At 61.4% G+C, this 14,554-nt stretch carries 13 protein-coding genes; 5 read left to right on the forward strand and 8 right to left on the reverse strand.

All coding sequences use genetic code 11. The annotated features are described in order from the left end of the window. Entirely contained in the window at positions 1 to 1,953 is a 1,953-nt protein-coding gene (locus ACU5AY_RS13755) for an acetoacetate--CoA ligase (protein ID WP_446826649.1), read from the reverse strand. Between the two features lie 321 nt (positions 1,954 to 2,274). On the opposite strand from ACU5AY_RS13755, the gene ACU5AY_RS13760 reads away from it, so the two are divergent. After that, a complete protein-coding gene (locus ACU5AY_RS13760) occupies positions 2,275 to 2,544 on the forward strand; it encodes a DUF6460 domain-containing protein (RefSeq protein WP_446826650.1) in 270 nt (89 codons plus the stop codon). A 27-nt stretch (positions 2,545 to 2,571) separates the two neighbouring features. Here the strand turns inward: ACU5AY_RS13760 and ACU5AY_RS13765 are convergent, their stop codons facing one another. The 5 genes from ACU5AY_RS13765 to ACU5AY_RS13785 all read right to left on the reverse strand — a co-directional run bounded on the left by ACU5AY_RS13765 (position 2,572) and on the right by ACU5AY_RS13785 (position 8,161). Continuing rightward, positions 2,572 to 3,399: an ABC transporter permease gene (locus ACU5AY_RS13765; RefSeq protein WP_446825274.1), complete on the reverse strand. Its 828-nt coding sequence runs from the start codon at positions 3,397 to 3,399 to the stop codon at positions 2,572 to 2,574. Continuing rightward, positions 3,399 to 4,304 (reverse strand): ABC transporter permease subunit, encoded by a 906-nt coding sequence (locus tag ACU5AY_RS13770; protein ID WP_446825275.1) that lies wholly within the window; start codon positions 4,302 to 4,304, stop codon positions 3,399 to 3,401. The genes ACU5AY_RS13765 and ACU5AY_RS13770 overlap by 1 nt, the downstream gene beginning before the upstream one ends. A 4-nt stretch (positions 4,305 to 4,308) precedes the next feature. Further along, complete coding sequence (locus ACU5AY_RS13775) at positions 4,309 to 5,445, reverse strand: ABC transporter ATP-binding protein (protein WP_446826651.1); 1,137 nt, start codon at positions 5,443 to 5,445, stop codon at positions 4,309 to 4,311. Between the two features lie 69 nt (positions 5,446 to 5,514). Continuing rightward, entirely contained in the window at positions 5,515 to 6,612 is a 1,098-nt protein-coding gene (locus ACU5AY_RS13780; protein WP_446826652.1) for a polyamine ABC transporter substrate-binding protein, read from the reverse strand. 127 nt (positions 6,613 to 6,739) lie between these two features. Next, a complete protein-coding gene (locus ACU5AY_RS13785) occupies positions 6,740 to 8,161 on the reverse strand; it encodes a helix-turn-helix domain-containing protein (RefSeq protein ID WP_446826653.1) in 1,422 nt (473 codons plus the stop codon). A 240-nt stretch (positions 8,162 to 8,401) separates the two neighbouring features. On the opposite strand from ACU5AY_RS13785, the gene aceA reads away from it, so the two are divergent. Together aceA and ACU5AY_RS13795 are read left to right on the forward strand one after the other, a co-directional pair. Next, positions 8,402 to 9,715, forward strand: coding sequence for an isocitrate lyase (gene aceA / locus ACU5AY_RS13790; RefSeq protein WP_446826654.1), 1,314 nt, complete (start codon positions 8,402 to 8,404; stop codon positions 9,713 to 9,715). Between the two features lie 95 nt (positions 9,716 to 9,810). After that, positions 9,811 to 10,059 (forward strand): SMc00767 family acetate metabolism repressor, encoded by a 249-nt coding sequence (locus ACU5AY_RS13795; protein WP_261931136.1) that lies wholly within the window; start codon positions 9,811 to 9,813, stop codon positions 10,057 to 10,059. 154 nt (positions 10,060 to 10,213) lie between these two features. On the opposite strand, the gene ACU5AY_RS13800 is transcribed toward ACU5AY_RS13795, so the two are convergent. After that, positions 10,214 to 11,080, reverse strand: coding sequence for a LysR family transcriptional regulator (locus tag ACU5AY_RS13800; RefSeq protein ID WP_446826655.1), 867 nt, complete (start codon positions 11,078 to 11,080; stop codon positions 10,214 to 10,216). Between the two features lie 91 nt (positions 11,081 to 11,171). On the opposite strand from ACU5AY_RS13800, the gene ACU5AY_RS13805 reads away from it, so the two are divergent. Next, positions 11,172 to 11,369 carry a hypothetical protein gene (locus tag ACU5AY_RS13805; protein WP_446826656.1) on the forward strand — a complete coding sequence of 66 codons (198 nt, stop codon included), beginning with the start codon at positions 11,172 to 11,174 and terminating at the stop codon, positions 11,367 to 11,369. Between the two features lie 429 nt (positions 11,370 to 11,798). Here the strand turns inward: ACU5AY_RS13805 and ACU5AY_RS13810 are convergent, their stop codons facing one another. Further along, on the reverse strand, positions 11,799 to 12,932 hold the full coding sequence (locus ACU5AY_RS13810) for an NAD(P)/FAD-dependent oxidoreductase (RefSeq protein WP_446829023.1): 1,134 nt from the start codon (positions 12,930 to 12,932) through the stop codon (positions 11,799 to 11,801). Between the two features lie 172 nt (positions 12,933 to 13,104). Between ACU5AY_RS13810 and ACU5AY_RS13815 the strand changes: the two genes are divergently transcribed. Beyond that, positions 13,105 to 14,541: a glutamine synthetase family protein gene (locus ACU5AY_RS13815; protein WP_446825282.1), complete on the forward strand. Its 1,437-nt coding sequence runs from the start codon at positions 13,105 to 13,107 to the stop codon at positions 14,539 to 14,541. The last annotated feature ends 13 nt before the right edge of the window (positions 14,542 to 14,554 follow it).

Below are 14,554 nucleotides of genomic sequence, written 5' to 3' on the forward strand. Positions count from 1 at the left end.
TCAGTCCTTCAGGTCCGGAAGATCGGCGTAGAGTTCAAGGGCTTCCGGATTGGCCAGCGCTTCCTTGTTCTTCACCGGTCGGCCATGCACGACCTCGCGCACCGCGAGCTCGACGATCTTGCCGGACTTGGTGCGCGGAATGTCGGCGACGGCGATCACCTTGGCCGGCACATGGCGCGGCGAGGCGCCGACGCGGATGCGGGTCTTGATCGCCTTGACGAGCGCGTCATCGAGTGAAGCGCCCGGGGCCAGCCGTACGAAGAGGACGACACGGACGTCGTTGTCCCAGTCCTGGCCGACGCACAGCGCCTCGACGACCTCTTCCATCTGCTCGACCTGATTGTAGATCTCCGCCGTGCCGATGCGCACGCCGCCGGGATTGAGGGTCGCATCCGAGCGGCCGTGGATGATGATGCCGCCATGCTCCGTCCATTCGGCGAAGTCGCCATGGCACCAGATGTTGTCGAAACGCTCGAAATAGGCCGCCTTGTACTTGGTCTTTTCCGGATCGTTCCAGAACATGATCGGCATGCTCGGGAAGGCCTTGGCGCAGATGAGTTCGCCCTTTTCGCCACGCACCGGCTTGCCTTCGTCGTCCCATATGTCGACGGCGAGCCCGAGGCCGGGACCCTGGATCTCGCCGCGCCAGACCGGCTTCATCGGATTGCCGAGCACGAAGCAGGAGACGATATCCGTGCCGCCGGAAATGGACGCCAGCAGGATGTCCTTCTTGATGTCCTCGTAGACGAAGGTGAAGCCTTCAGGCGACAGCGGCGAACCGGTCGACGTCATCATTCTCAGCGACGACAGGTCATGACTGTCCTTGGGAATGAAGCCGCTCTTGCGCACGGCATCGATGTATTTCGCAGAGGTGCCGAAGACCGCGAATTTTTCGTCGCGGGCATAATCGAACAGCACCTTTTCGTCCGGCGCGAAGGGGGAACCGTCGAACAGGCAGAGCGTTGCACCGGAGGCGAGCCCCGTGACCAGCCAGTTCCACATCATCCAGCCGCAGGTGGTGAAGTAGAAGAGACGGTCGCCGTCTCCCAGCCCGCAATGGAAGCGATGCTCCTTCAGGTGCTGCAGCAGCGTGCCGCCCGCCGAATGGACGATGCATTTCGGCACGCCGGTCGTGCCCGAGGAAAACAGGATGTAGAGCGGGTGCGAGAACGGAAGCGGCGTGAACTCCACCGCCTTCGCCGCATAGGGTTCGACAAACGCGGCAAGCGTGCTGGCACCAGCAACCGAACCGGCAAGAGCCTCGGCATCGCCGGCATAGGGAATGATGACCGCCGGCACGCCAAGCTTTGCAACGATCTCCTTCACCTTGGCGGAAACGTCCTGCAGCTTGCCATTGTACCAGTAGCCGTCGCAGACGATGAAGAGCTTGGGCTCGATCTGTCCGAAGCGGTCGAGTACGCCCTGAACGCCGAAGTCGGGAGAGCAGGACGACCAGATGGCGCCGATCGAGGCCGCCGCCAGCATGCAGGCGATCGTTTCCGGCATGTTCGGCATCATCGCGGCGATCCGGTCCCCCTCGCCGATCCCCATTGCCTTGTAGGCCTGCTGCAGGCGCGAGACGAGGTCAGTCAGGCGATCCCAGGACCAGCGGTCCTCGACCTTGTCCTCACCGCGGAAAATCATCGCCGTTTCGCTGCCTGACTTTGCCAGCAGGTTTTCGGCGAAGTTCAATCTTGCATCGGGAAAGAAGCGGGCTTCGAGCATGTCGTCGCCATGGATCAGCGCCCGCTCGCCGCGCACGCCCTTGACGTCGCAATAGTCCCAGACGGCCTCCCAGAAGGCGCCACGTTCAGTGATCGACCATGTGTGAAAGGCGTCGTAGTCGGCGAATTCATGCCCGGCCTTTTCGGCGCAATAGGACATGAAGGCGAACATCGGTGTGCTCTTCCGATATTCCGGCGAAGGCTCCCACAAAGGCATTGCGTCAGTCATGCATTCCTCCTCATTTTTTTATCTCTATAGCATGCCGCACCGCAATATAAATACTGCTCCGCCCGGAGACCGTGGGGACAATCGTCCCATGCGAGGTCCTACGGTAAATGGCGTATTTGCTCCCGCTGAAGCGCAAGCTACTGATGATCAACTACAGTTTCGGAAGAGCTTGAAGTGATTCTTGGCGACGGGGTCGGGCGAACATCCGCTTGACAGATCGGCATCCGGCCATCTGCGGCATTTACTTTACACCTTTACCATCTCGAGCATTCCCAATCCGGCATAATTTCTTGAAAAGAAGAACATGCTATAATGTATATATTGGATTTGATCTGGGGGCATTTCTTGTTGCGATTTGCGGGCGTCGTTTTGAAGATACTGATTGCGTCGCTGATGGCGGGAGCGCTTCTATCGTTCTTCGGCGTCACGATCGATTCACTCCTGGCCATAATCGGGCAGAGCCCCGAAAGCCTGGCAACACACGCAAGTCAGGCCCTGAACTGGGCCGTGCCGAACATTATTCTCGGCTCGATCTTCATCCTGCCAACATGGATACTCGTCTATATCTTCCTGCCGCCGGGCGGAGAATAGTCCGCTGCGGCGGCAGAATAGCCATCATCAATTGGCGACAAGGCCGGCAGCGGCCATGTGCTCGTCGCGCTGCCGGCGAACTTCCTGTCGCTTGGTCACGATCGAGGCGATGATGACGCCGGTGGTCACAAACCCGATCAGGATCGTACAGGCCGCGTTGATTTCCGGCGTCACACCCAGGCGCACCTGGCTGTAGATCTTCATCGGCAGCGTCGTCGCTCCGGGGCCGGAGGTGAAGTTGGCGATCACCAGATCGTCGAGCGACAGCGTGAAGGCCAACACCCATGCGGAGAAAATCGCCGGCAGGATCACGGGCAGCGTGACCTGGAAGAAGGTCTTGACCGGCGTGGCGCCCAGATCCATCGCCGCCTCCTCGATCGAGCGGTCGAAGGTGATCAGGCGCGACTGCACGACGACGGCGGCATAGCACATGGAAAAGGTGATATGCGCCATGGTGACCGTCCAGAAGCCGCGGTCGAGACCGATCGCGACGAACAGGAGCAGCATCGACAGGCCGGTGATCACATCCGGCATGACGAGCGGCGCATAGATCATGCCGGAGAACAGCAGCCGACCGCGAAAGCGCGTGTAGCGGGTCAGCGAAATCGCCGCCATGGTGCCGAGCACGGTCGCCACCGTCGCCGACAGCAGGCCGACGCGGATCGTCACCCAGGCGGCGTCGAGCAGCGCCTGGTCGCGGAACAATTCGACATACCAGACGGTCGAGAAGCCGGCCCACACAGTGACGAGCTTCGACTTGTTGAAGGAATAGATGACCAGAAGCACGATCGGCAGATACAGGAACGCGAAGCCGAGCGTGACGGAGGCGATGTTGAAGCGGGACCAGCGGTTCATCAGCGGCTCTCCGCTTTCGTCTGGGCATTCTGGAAGAGAACGATCGGGATCACCAGAAGCAGGAGAAGGATCGTCGCCACGGCGGACGACAGCGGCCAGTCGCGGTTGTTGTTGAACTCCGTCCAGAGCGTCTTGCCGATCATCAGCGTCTGCGATCCGCCGAGCAGGTCCGGGATCACGAATTCGCCGACGGCGGGAATGAAGACCAGCAGGCAGCCGGCGAAGACGCCGGGCAGCGACAGGGGAAAGGTGATCTTCCAGAAGGCCGTCAGCCGGGTGCAGCCGAGATCCTCGGCCGCCTCGATCAGCGTGTCGTCCATCTTTTCCAGCGCGGCATAGAGCGGCAGGACCATGAACGGCAGGTAGGAATAGACGATGCCGATGTAGACGGCGGTGTCGGTGTTGAGGATCACCAGCGGCTCGTGGATGACGCCGATCCCCATAAGCAACTGGTTGAGCAGCCCTTCCGGCTTGAGGATGGCCATCCAGGCATAGACGCGGATCAGGAAGCTCGTCCAGAACGGCAGGATGACCAGCATGAGCAGTGTCGGACGCACGGTCCGCGGCGCCTGCGCCATGCCGTAGGCGATCGGATAGCCGACGGCCAGCGTCAGGCAGGTGGAGAAGAAGGCGATCGTCAGGCTGGACAGGTAGGACTTGTAGTAAAGCGAGTCCTGGGACAGCCAGATGTAATTGTCGAGCGACAGTTCCGAGAGTTTCTGCCGCAACGTCTCGAACGTATCGGCGAACGAGAAGGTCGGCGAATAGGGCGGCATCGCGATCTCGGAGGTCGACAGCGAGATCTTGAAGACAATGAAGAAGGGAACGAGGAAAAGGACCACCAGCCACGTATAGGGTATGGCGATGACCAGGCGGTTGAAGATGGCCGAACCGATGCGTGTCATATCATCAATCCCTCAACACGACGCCGGCGTTCTGGTCGAACGAGATCCAGACCTGGTCGTCATAGCCGAGCGGGTTCTGCACCTCGCGCTGGGCGTTGAGGCTGGTCGCCTTGATGACCTTGCCGTTCTTCAGCTTCACGTGGAAGACGGTGACGTCGCCGAGATAGGCGATGTCCCACATCTCGCCCTCGGCGGAATTGACGCCCGGCGTCTCCGGCATATTGCGCGACACGCGGATCTTTTCGGGGCGTACGGCAAAACCGGCATTGCCGCTGAGCGGTTCCGATTGCTCGGCGCGGACCGAGAAGCCCTCCCCGATCGCGATCTCCGTCACGCCGTCCGTATTCGCGGTCACCGTGCCGTCGAAAATGTTGACGTCGCCGATGAAGTCGGCAACGAAGCGCGAGTTCGGGGCCTCGTAGATTTCGGCAGGCGTCGCCACCTGAATGACATTGCCGCGCGACATGACGGCGATGCGGTCGGCCATGGTCATCGCCTCTTCCTGGTCGTGGGTGACCACGATGAAGGTGAGGCCGAGCTCCTGCTGCAGGTCCATCAGCTCGAACTGGGTTTCCTCGCGCAGCTTCTTGTCGAGCGCGCCGAGCGGCTCGTCGAGCAGCAGCACCTTCGGCCGCTTGGCAAGCGAGCGGGCAAGTGCCACGCGCTGGCGCTGGCCGCCGGAAAGCTGATGCGGCTTGCGCTTGGCGAACTCATCCAGCTTGACGAGCTTCAGCATCTGGGTGACGCGGGCCTCTATGTCGGCGGACGACATGCCGTCCTGCTTGAGGCCAAAGGCGATGTTCTTTTCCACCGACATGTGCGGGAACAGGGCATAGGACTGGAACATCATGTTGACGGGGCGCCGATAGGGCGGCGTGCCGGCAAGGCTTTGCCCGTCGAGAATGATTTCCCCAGAGCTCGGCTGTTCGAAGCCCGCCAGCATGCGCAGCAGCGTCGACTTGCCGCAGCCCGACGCGCCGAGCAGCGCGAAGAACTCGCGGTGATAGATATCGAGCGAGAGGTTATCAACGGCGACGAAATCGCCGAACTTCTTGGTGATGTTGCGGAAGGAGATGAACGGCTTTGCGTCCGGATCATTCCAGGGTGCGAAAGAACGGCGAATGCTGCCAAGCGACTTCATGAAGGCCCCCGATGCCTGCTTCTGAAAAGCAAACAGCCCGGAATTTATCCGGGCTGTTCCAAGCTTTTGTTATTGTCCGGTGACCACCTTGGTCCAGATCCGGGTCGCCAGTCTCTGCGTTTTCTGGTCGTAGGGGATGAAGGTGTAGAGCTTCTTCATCGTCTCTTCCGGCGGGTAGATGGCCGGATCGTCCAGAACGTCCTTGTCGATGAATTCCTGCGAGGCCTTGTTGCCGTTGGCGTAGTAGACGTAGTTCGACGCCTTGGCGATCACTTCCGGCTTCATGATGTAGTTGAGGAATTCGAGCGCTTCCTGCGGATGCGGTGCATCGGCCGGGATCGCCATCATGTCGAACCACATCAGCGCGCCGCCGGCGGGGATGGAGTAGCTGACATGAACGCCGGCGCCGGCTTCATCGGCGCGGTCACGCGCCTGCAGGACGTCGCCGGACCAGCCGAAGGCCAGGCAGATATCGCCGTTCGCCAGCGCATTGATGTATTCCGACGAGTGGAACTTGCGCACGAAGGGGCGGATCTTCAACAGCAGTTCTTCCGCCTTCTGCAGCTCTTCCGGATTGTGCGAATTCGGGTCGAGGCCAAGGTAGTTGAGCGCGGCTGGGATCGCCTCGGTCGGCGCGTCGAGCATATAGATGCCGCAATCCTTGAACTTGGCGGCGATCTCCGGATCGAACAGCACGTTCCAGTCCGGCTTGGCGTCGGTGCCCATGATCTCCTTGTACTTGTCGACATTGTAGCCGAGGCCGGTCGTGCCCCACATATAGTTGATGGCGTAGTCGTTGCCGGGATCGTAAACGGCCGTGCGCTGCTGGATGACGTCCCACATGTTCGAAATGTTCGGCAGCTTGGACTTGTCTAGCTTCTGGAAGACGCCCGCCTTGATCTGGCGCGACAGGAAGTCGGCGGTCGGCACGACGACGTCATAGCCGGAGCCGCCGGCAAGCATCTTGGTTTCGAGCACCTCGTTGGAATCGAAAACGTCGTAGACGACCTTGATGCCGGTTTCCTTGGTGAAATCCTGGAGAATGGATTCGTCGATATAATCGGACCAGTTATAGACATTGACAACGCGGTCTTCCGCATGGGCAACAGCCACTAAACTTACGGACGCAATGGCTGCGGCCGATACATTAAGTAGAAATTTTCGCACAATTTTCTCCTGTCGCGAGTATGCCAGGATGTCCCCCAGCCGTTCCCTTTGCTTATTTTGGGACAGACTAGAAAGGATTTTGCGAAGCCACAAGGAAAAATTCTTTCCCCTGATGCGTGGCCTTCCGTTACTGGAAGTCGAAGGCGCTGAGCCCGGTCACCATCTCGTCGAGACCGAGCGGCCGGGTCACGGGCGGCTCGGCGCGAGACAGACATCCCTGCCGCTCGCAAAGCCTGCAGGAGGGGCCGATCGCGACCGGCGGCATGCCGCTTCCGCCGATTGCCGCGCCGTAGACGACCTCGCCGGCCTGCTCGACGGGAAGCCCGAGAAGGACCGCCGTGCGCCGGACCCGCTCATGGAACATGGCCTGCGGACCCTCGAGGGTGCGTGCGACGGTCAGGAAGCCCGTGCCGTTCGGCATCTCGACGTGATCGACGAGGATCTGCGAAGGCTGGGCAAAAGCGGCGTGAATGTTGAGCTTGGGACAGCCGCCGCCGAAGGCCGATTGCGGGAAGCCGCTGGCGCCCGCCCGGCGCAATTGACGGCCGGAGTGGTCGGCCTCCAGAAGGAAGAAGGGCAACCCGACCGCTCCCGGACGCTGCAATGTCGTCAGCCGGCTTGCCGCCTGCTCGAAGGACACGCCAAAGCGGGCCCGCAGCACGTCGATATCGTACCTGGCCCGCTGGGCGGCCGCGAGGTACGCACCATAGGGCATCATGAGGGCATGCGCGGCATAGCGGGCGAGATCGAAGCGGGCAATGCGGCGCGCCTCGTTCGATGACAGGCCCAAGCCGTCCAGCTCGGCCTCGATCGGCGCCGAGAGCGCGAGCATGACCGTCTCCATCGCCGCCTCGCGCAGCTGGTCGAATGGTGACAACCGCTCCGACAGGAAGAGCCGCATGGAATGGCGGTCATAGCGGCGACGCAGGGTCGGCATGGCGTGGACCGGCAGCGTGCGCACGACGATGCCGTGCTTTGTCTTCAGCCATTCCTTCAGGGCGGACGACAGGTCGTCGCCGGGCTTGAGTTCGGCATGGAAGGCCTCGGCCGCATCCTCGATCCGGGCAAAGAAATTGGGGCGCTGCTCCAGCTTCTCGCGCACCTCGTCCATTGGCAGCCGGGCGCCGGAGAGCAGCGTTTCGTGCCCTTCCCGCGCCAGCACCTCCGACAGGTCGCTGAGCCGTGCCGCCTGCTCCTTGAAGGCGCGGTAGAGCTTGACGATGCCGGCCGCGGCATTGGGCGCAGCCTCCGCCACCTCGACCAGTTCCTGCTCCCCGGGGATTTCACCGGCGAGCAGCGGATCCGTAAAGACCTCCTTCAGCTGAGAGAGAGAGCCGCCCTGCGCGCCCTGCAGTTCCTCGATATCGATCTTGTAGACGGAAGCGAGCTTCAAGAGCAGCTGCACGGTCAGCGGCCGCTGGTTGCGCTCGATCAGGTTCAGGTAGGAGGGCGAAATTCCGAGCGCTTCGGCCATCGCCGTCTGGGTCAACGACAGGGAATTGCGGATGCGGCGCACGCGCGGGCCGGCAAAGATCTTATTTTCCGCCATTTGTCACAAGCCTTTACAATGCAGCGCAGCAATCACGCCCTGCTTGAGTTTTACAATCTTTACATATTTACATTGGACAGCTGTCAAAGACAAGACAGCCTAACCCCTTTTACCCCTATTATTCAGTTATTTATCTCGAAAACTGCGCCGATCCGAGCTAAGACTCCTTCATCGAACAAAACAACAGGCACACCGAATGAAGCGTGTCATTGTTGTAAATGCGAAGACGAGGAGAATATTATGACTGACTTTGACAATCTTATCCTGAACGCACCGGCTGGCCGCTTCGATGGCATCGAGCGTCCCTACACCGCGGAAGACGTCAAGCGTCTGCGCGGTTCCGTCCAGATCAGGCATACGCTGGCCGAGATGGGCGCCAACCGTCTCTGGAAGCTGATCAGCGAAGAAAACTTCGTCAACGCGCTGGGCGCGCTTTCCGGCAACCAGGCCATGCAGATGGTTCGCGCCGGGCTGAAGGCGATCTACCTTTCCGGCTGGCAGGTCGCGGCTGACGCCAACACGGCTTCCGCCATGTATCCGGACCAGTCGCTCTACCCGGCCAACGCCGCCCCGGAGCTCGCCAAGCGCATCAACCGCACTCTGCAGCGCGCCGACCAGATCGAAACAGCCGAAGGCAAGGGCCTTTCCGTCGACACATGGTTCGCGCCGATCGTCGCCGACGCCGAGGCTGGCTTCGGTGGTCCGCTGAACGCTTTCGAGATCATGAAGGCCTTCATCGAGGCAGGCGCCGCCGGCGTTCACTTCGAGGACCAGCTGGCGTCGGAAAAGAAGTGCGGCCATCTCGGCGGCAAGGTTCTGATCCCGACGGCCGCGCATATCCGCAACCTGAACGCCGCGCGGCTTGCCGCCGACGTCATGGGTACGCCGACGCTGATCATCGCCCGCACCGACGCCGAGGCAGCAAAGCTTCTGACCTCCGATATCGACGAGCGCGACCAGCCCTTCGTCGACTACGACGCAGGCCGCACGGCGGAAGGCTTCTACCAGGTGAAGAACGGTATCGACCCGTGCATCGCCCGTGCCATCGCCTATGCGCCCCATTGCGACCTGATCTGGATGGAAACCGGCAAGCCGGACCTCGAACAGGCCCGCAAGTTCGCCGAGGCCGTGCACAAGGTCCATCCGGGCAAGAAGCTAGCGTACAATTGCTCGCCCTCGTTCAACTGGAAGAAGAACCTGGACGATGCGACGATCGCCAAGTTCCAGCGCGAGCTGGGTGCGATGGGCTACAAGTTCCAGTTCATCACGCTCGCCGGCTTCCACCAGCTGAACTTCGGCATGTTCGAACTGGCCCGCGGCTACAAGGACCGCCAGATGGCAGCCTATTCCGAGCTGCAGGAAGCGGAATTCGCGGCCGAGGTCAACGGCTACACCGCCACCAAGCACCAGCGCGAGGTCGGCACCGGCTACTTCGACGCCGTCTCGCTGGCGATCACCGGCGGCCAGTCGTCGACAACGGCGATGAAGGAATCGACCGAAACCGAGCAGTTCAAGCCGACCGAGGCAGAGCAGTTCAAGCCCGCCGCCGAATAAGCAGGCTTCGAGACGGCGGCGCGGGGGTCCCTGCCCTCCGCGTCGCCGACAAACCCAACGACCTTCACGAACCCCGGCTATAGAGGAGAAATGCCATGACACCGCAGACCCGAGTCAAGGAAAGAGCAGAAGAACAGTCGACCACCATGACGGCCGACCAGCAGGCGATGATCCGCATGGTCGCCAACGACCTGCACCGGCTGAACCAGTCGGTCATGAAGGCGGTCGATGCCGGCGTGTCGGTCGAGCTCGTCCGGTCCGCCCGCCATCACGGCGGCGACGGCAACTGGGGCGACCTGCTGATCCCGATCATCATCGCCAACAGCGGCCGGTCTGCGGCCTGAGGCATCCGCCAGACATAAGCAACACAGGCCCGGCGCCCAACCTGCCGGGCCTTGACCGGGGCAGGCAAGCCCTGCCCGCGGAGACGAAGACGCCCGGCCTGATGGAGCCACGCCGGGCGTCTTCTCTATTTTGGCGCATCCGGAGGCGGACTCGTCACAACCCGCCAAGCTTGCCGGTCATCAGGGGCGCATAGCCCTTCAGCAATCTGGCCATCCGCTCGGTCACGGTGCGGATCTCGCGGCGATGCCGATCGGCATTGTTGACCAGCAACCATTGGCCATGCTGCAGCTCGCGAATGCACTCCCCCACCCTTTCGAGCTGCGGATCGCGATCGCCGATCATGCAGGGAAGAAGACCGATGCCGGCACCGGCAACCAGCAGATCGCGCAATGCGGTCGGCCTGTTGACCGTGAAGACGATGTCGTCGGAGTGATTTTCGTGCGGCCAGCGCAGATAGGTCGACACGGCCTCATCGCGATTGACCGCCACCCAACGATCGGCGGCCGGCCGGGAGACGCGCGAGCGATAGATCGCGTAGGCGCTATCCGAAAGCCGCCGCGTCGCCAGATTGCCTTCCTCCGGCGCGAAGGCACGAATGCCGATGTCCGCTTCGCGATAGGCGAGACGCGCCCGCTGCTCTGAAATCGAGAAGTACAGCCGGAACGGGTCCGTCTCGGCACACAGTGCAGCGATATTGTCGCAGAGCAGTTTCACCATCCAGGTACCCGCAGCGATGCGAATGGTGACGGCCTGCTGCTTTTCCATCCGCCAGCCATCGACCTTTCGCGCAGCCGCCTCCATCTCGCGAAGATGCTCGAACAGCGACTGCCCTTCCGGCGTCAAGGCGTAACCGGCCTGGCTTCGAACGAACAGGGCCGTCGCCAGCATGTCCTCGAGTTCCAGCATGCGTCGGCCGATCGTCGCCGGGCTGAGACCAAGGGCGGAGGTGGCGCCCGTCAGGCCGCCATGCCGGGCGACGACGATGAAAATCTGATAAAGATCCCAGGGTGCGTTTTTCATAAGTGAAAAATAGCTGACATTTTTCGATATATGTAAAGCAAAATTCGATGTGTATTTAGGGTGATGTCCCAGTTTCCAGAGGAGACATCCCATGATCATTATCGATCCAAGTGCATATATCGCCTGCAAAAGCGCCGAGGAGCGGCGCATCGAACGGAATCGGCCAGAAGCCGAAGACGAATTTTACCGCACGCACGCTTCGAACGGCCTGCTGCGGGCAGCCTCATGGCTGATCCATCTCACGCAGGCGCTTCAAACGCTGCAGAGCGGCTTATGGAGACAATCGTAAAGGTCGCGCTTGAAAGCGGCTCAGTGCGGCAGATGCCGCTGACGACGAGAATTTCTCATCGTCCACGTGACAGCCGGGCAGCGAATGGCCCGGGTCAAAGACAATCAAACCGGCCTTGCGCTCAGTGGGCGAGAACTGCCAGAGCGGCGCAGGCGGCTAGCGTTGCCAGAAGAATTTTCGTTGCAAGAACGAACCGGGTGTTCTCGGTCCGGGCGATGGCAATGGCGCGTGCTCTGCTCTTGCGGTTTCTCATGGACTTCCCTCAATTCCGTGTAACGACGTTGCGGTACTCCTGCCGGCGTGAAGGTCATGCCATAACAAACCCTGACGCACTGCACTATAAGACGATGACTTGCTTCAATTAACAATCACTAAATGGCACCAGAACGCAGAAAATAATGATTTTCGGCGCCAAAACCGAAAAATGGGCTACGCCGCACGCCCCGCGGCAACGCCGGAGGACCATGCCCACTGGAAATTGTAGCCGCCCAGCCAGCCGGTCACATCGACGCATTCGCCGATGAAATAGAGTCCGGGAACGGATTTTACCGCCATGGTCTTCGAGTTCAGCGCCCCCGTATCGACGCCGCCAAGCGTAACCTCGGCGGTACGGTAGCCCTCGCTGCCGGCCGGTTTGACCTGCCAGTTCTGCACGGACGCGGCGATTGCCTGCAGCCTCGCATCCGGAAACTCCGCCAGATTGCCGGTGGCGCCTTGCTGTTCGGCGAGATATTGCGCGAGCCTCTTAGGCAGGATCTGCGCGAGCGCGGTCGAGAGCGCCTGCCGGCCGTTTTCGGCCTTTGCCTGCTTCAGGGATGCTAGGACATTCACATCCGGCTCCAGCGCAAGAGTGACGGCGTCCCCTTCCCGCCAATAGGACGAGATCTGCAGGATGGCCGGGCCGCTCAGACCGCGATGGGTGAAGAGAACCGCCTCGCGAAACGCCGTCTTGCCATGCCGCACCTCGGCGTCGACGGCCACGCCGGCGAGTGGCGCGAGCCGCTCCAGAAGCCCGGGTTCGAGCGTGAACGGCACCAGCCCCGGCCGCGGCTCGATAAGTGGTAGACCGAACTGGCGGGCAATGTCGTAGGCCAGGCCGGTCGCCCCCATCTTCGGGATCGACTTGCCGCCGGTCGCCACGATCAGGGCGTCAGTCATCACGGCACCGTCGGACGCCTGGATCTCGAAACGCTCACCGATACGCGTCACGGATGAAATCACCTGCTTCAGGCGGAGCGTGACGCCGACATCGCGCATTTCCTTCAACAGCATGGCGATGATGTCCTTGGCGCTGTTGTCACAAAACAGCTGGCCAAGTGTCTTCTCATGCCAGGCGATGCCATGGCGTTCGACCATGTCGAGGAAATCGCGGGGCGTGTAGCCGGCCAGCGCCGACTTGCAGAAATGCGGATTGGCGGACAGGAAATTCTTCGGGCCGGCGCCGATATTGGTGAAATTGCAGCGGCCGCCACCGGAAATGCGGATTTTTTCGCCGGGTGCGGCGGCATGATCGAGGATGAGGACACGCCGTCCCCGCCTGCCGGCCTCAATGGCCGCCATCATACCGGCGGCGCCGGCTCCGAGGATGACCACATCAAACTGTTCTCGCACGCTTTTCCCCTGGCTGAGATGCCTCCGTGTCCGTCACCGGGGGCATAAAGTCAATGTTTCCCCCCTCGCCAATTGGAAAACTACGGCTATGATGCGGCCATCATCCGTCACAACCCGGTGAATCATGCCTGCCAAGAAAACGACCAAACGACCCTCCAGCGCTTCCCTCAAGTCTCCAATCACCCCCGCAAGCCTGCGCAATCCACGCGGGGTGAAGACCTGGAGAGATGCCACGCAGTGGCTGAAGACGCGGGGTATCGAGGACATCGAGTGCATCACGCCGGACCTGGCGGGTGTTCCGCGCGGCAAGATGATGCCATCGTCGAAATTCACCTCCAACACGTCGCTGGCGCTGCCCTCTGCCCTCTACCGGCATACGATATCGGGCGAATATCCCGACGAGACCGGCAGCTTCCGCTACGAGCCGCGCGACAACGACCTGAAACTGGTGCCCGACCTTTCGACACTGTCGACGGTGCCGTGGGAAAGCGATCCGACGGCACAGGTGATCTGCGATGTCGTCTACGCCGATGGCGGCGAAGTGCCCTATGCGCCGCGCAATGTCTTGAAGCGCGTGATGGCGCTTTACGCCGACAAGGGCTGGAAGGCGGTGGTGGCCCCGGAAATCGAGTTCTACCTCGTCGCCATGAGCGAGGACCCCGACTATCCGCTGCATCCGCCGAAGGGCCGTTCGGGTCGCCCGATCCTCGGCGGACAGGCCTATTCGATCGCCGGCATCAACGAGTTCGACGACCTGATCGACGACATCTACCACTTCTCCGAAAAGCAGGGTCTCGAGATCGACACCCTGATCCACGAGGAAGGGCCCGCACAGCTGGAGATCAACCTGCGCCACGGCGATCCGGTGGAGCTTGCCGACCAGGTCTTCATGTTCAAGCGCACGATCCGCGAGGCGGCGCTCAAACACGGGATCTACGCCACCTTCATGGCGAAGCCGATGCAGGGCCAGCCGGGCTCGGCCATGCACATTCACCAGTCGGTGGTTGAAATCGACGGCGGCAAGAACATCTTCTCGAATGCCGACGGGTCTCCGTCGAAAGCATTCTACAACTTCATCGGCGGCATGCAGAAATACGTGCCGCATGCGCTGATCATGATGGCCCCTTACGTGAACTCCTATCGCCGCCTGTCGCCGGACATGTCCTGCCCGGTGAATACGGCCTGGGGTTTTGACAACCGCACCACGGCCTTCCGCGTGCCGGTCTCCGATCCGGCTGCCCGCCGTGTCGAAAACCGCCTTCCGAGCTCCGACGCCAATCCCTATCTGGCGCTGGCAGGCTCGCTTGCGGCCGGCTATCTCGGCATGGTCAATGCGATCGAGCCGACACCGCCGACCGCCGATACCGCCAATGAAGGCGACATCGAACTGCCGCGCGACCTGCTCAGGGCCGTGTCCCTCCTGGAAGAGGAGGAAGACTTCAAGGCCGTCTTCGATCCGGAGTTCATCGGCATTTACGGCGGCATCAAGCGCGGTGAATTCGAAACCTTCATGCAGGTGATCAGCCCCTGGGAGCGTGAATTCCTGCTTCTGAACGTGTAATGAAAACGAGGTT

The organism is Rhizobium sp. PAMB 3174 (genome assembly GCF_052908375.1).

Excerpts from the sequence above, each read along its gene's own strand:
- ACU5AY_RS13755 (WP_446826649.1), bottom strand. The coding sequence starts at position 1,953 with ATGACTGACGCAATGCCTTTGTGGGAGCCTTCGCCGGAATATCGGAAG.
- ACU5AY_RS13800 (WP_446826655.1), bottom strand. The coding sequence starts at position 11,080 with ATGAAAAACGCACCCTGGGATCTTTATCAGATTTTCATCGTCGTCGCC.
- ACU5AY_RS13770 (WP_446825275.1), bottom strand. The coding sequence starts at position 4,304 with ATGACACGCATCGGTTCGGCCATCTTCAACCGCCTGGTCATCGCCATA.
- ACU5AY_RS13795 (WP_261931136.1), top strand. The coding sequence starts at position 9,811 with ATGACACCGCAGACCCGAGTCAAGGAAAGAGCAGAAGAACAGTCGACC.
- ACU5AY_RS13815 (WP_446825282.1), top strand. The coding sequence starts at position 13,105 with ATGCCTGCCAAGAAAACGACCAAACGACCCTCCAGCGCTTCCCTCAAG.
- ACU5AY_RS13775 (WP_446826651.1), bottom strand. The coding sequence starts at position 5,445 with ATGAAGTCGCTTGGCAGCATTCGCCGTTCTTTCGCACCCTGGAATGAT.
- ACU5AY_RS13765 (WP_446825274.1), bottom strand. The coding sequence starts at position 3,399 with ATGAACCGCTGGTCCCGCTTCAACATCGCCTCCGTCACGCTCGGCTTC.
- ACU5AY_RS13785 (WP_446826653.1), bottom strand. The coding sequence starts at position 8,161 with ATGGCGGAAAATAAGATCTTTGCCGGCCCGCGCGTGCGCCGCATCCGC.
- ACU5AY_RS13805 (WP_446826656.1), top strand. The coding sequence starts at position 11,172 with ATGATCATTATCGATCCAAGTGCATATATCGCCTGCAAAAGCGCCGAG.
- aceA (WP_446826654.1), top strand. The coding sequence starts at position 8,402 with ATGACTGACTTTGACAATCTTATCCTGAACGCACCGGCTGGCCGCTTC.
- ACU5AY_RS13810 (WP_446829023.1), bottom strand. The coding sequence starts at position 12,932 with ATGATGGCGGCCATTGAGGCCGGCAGGCGGGGACGGCGTGTCCTCATC.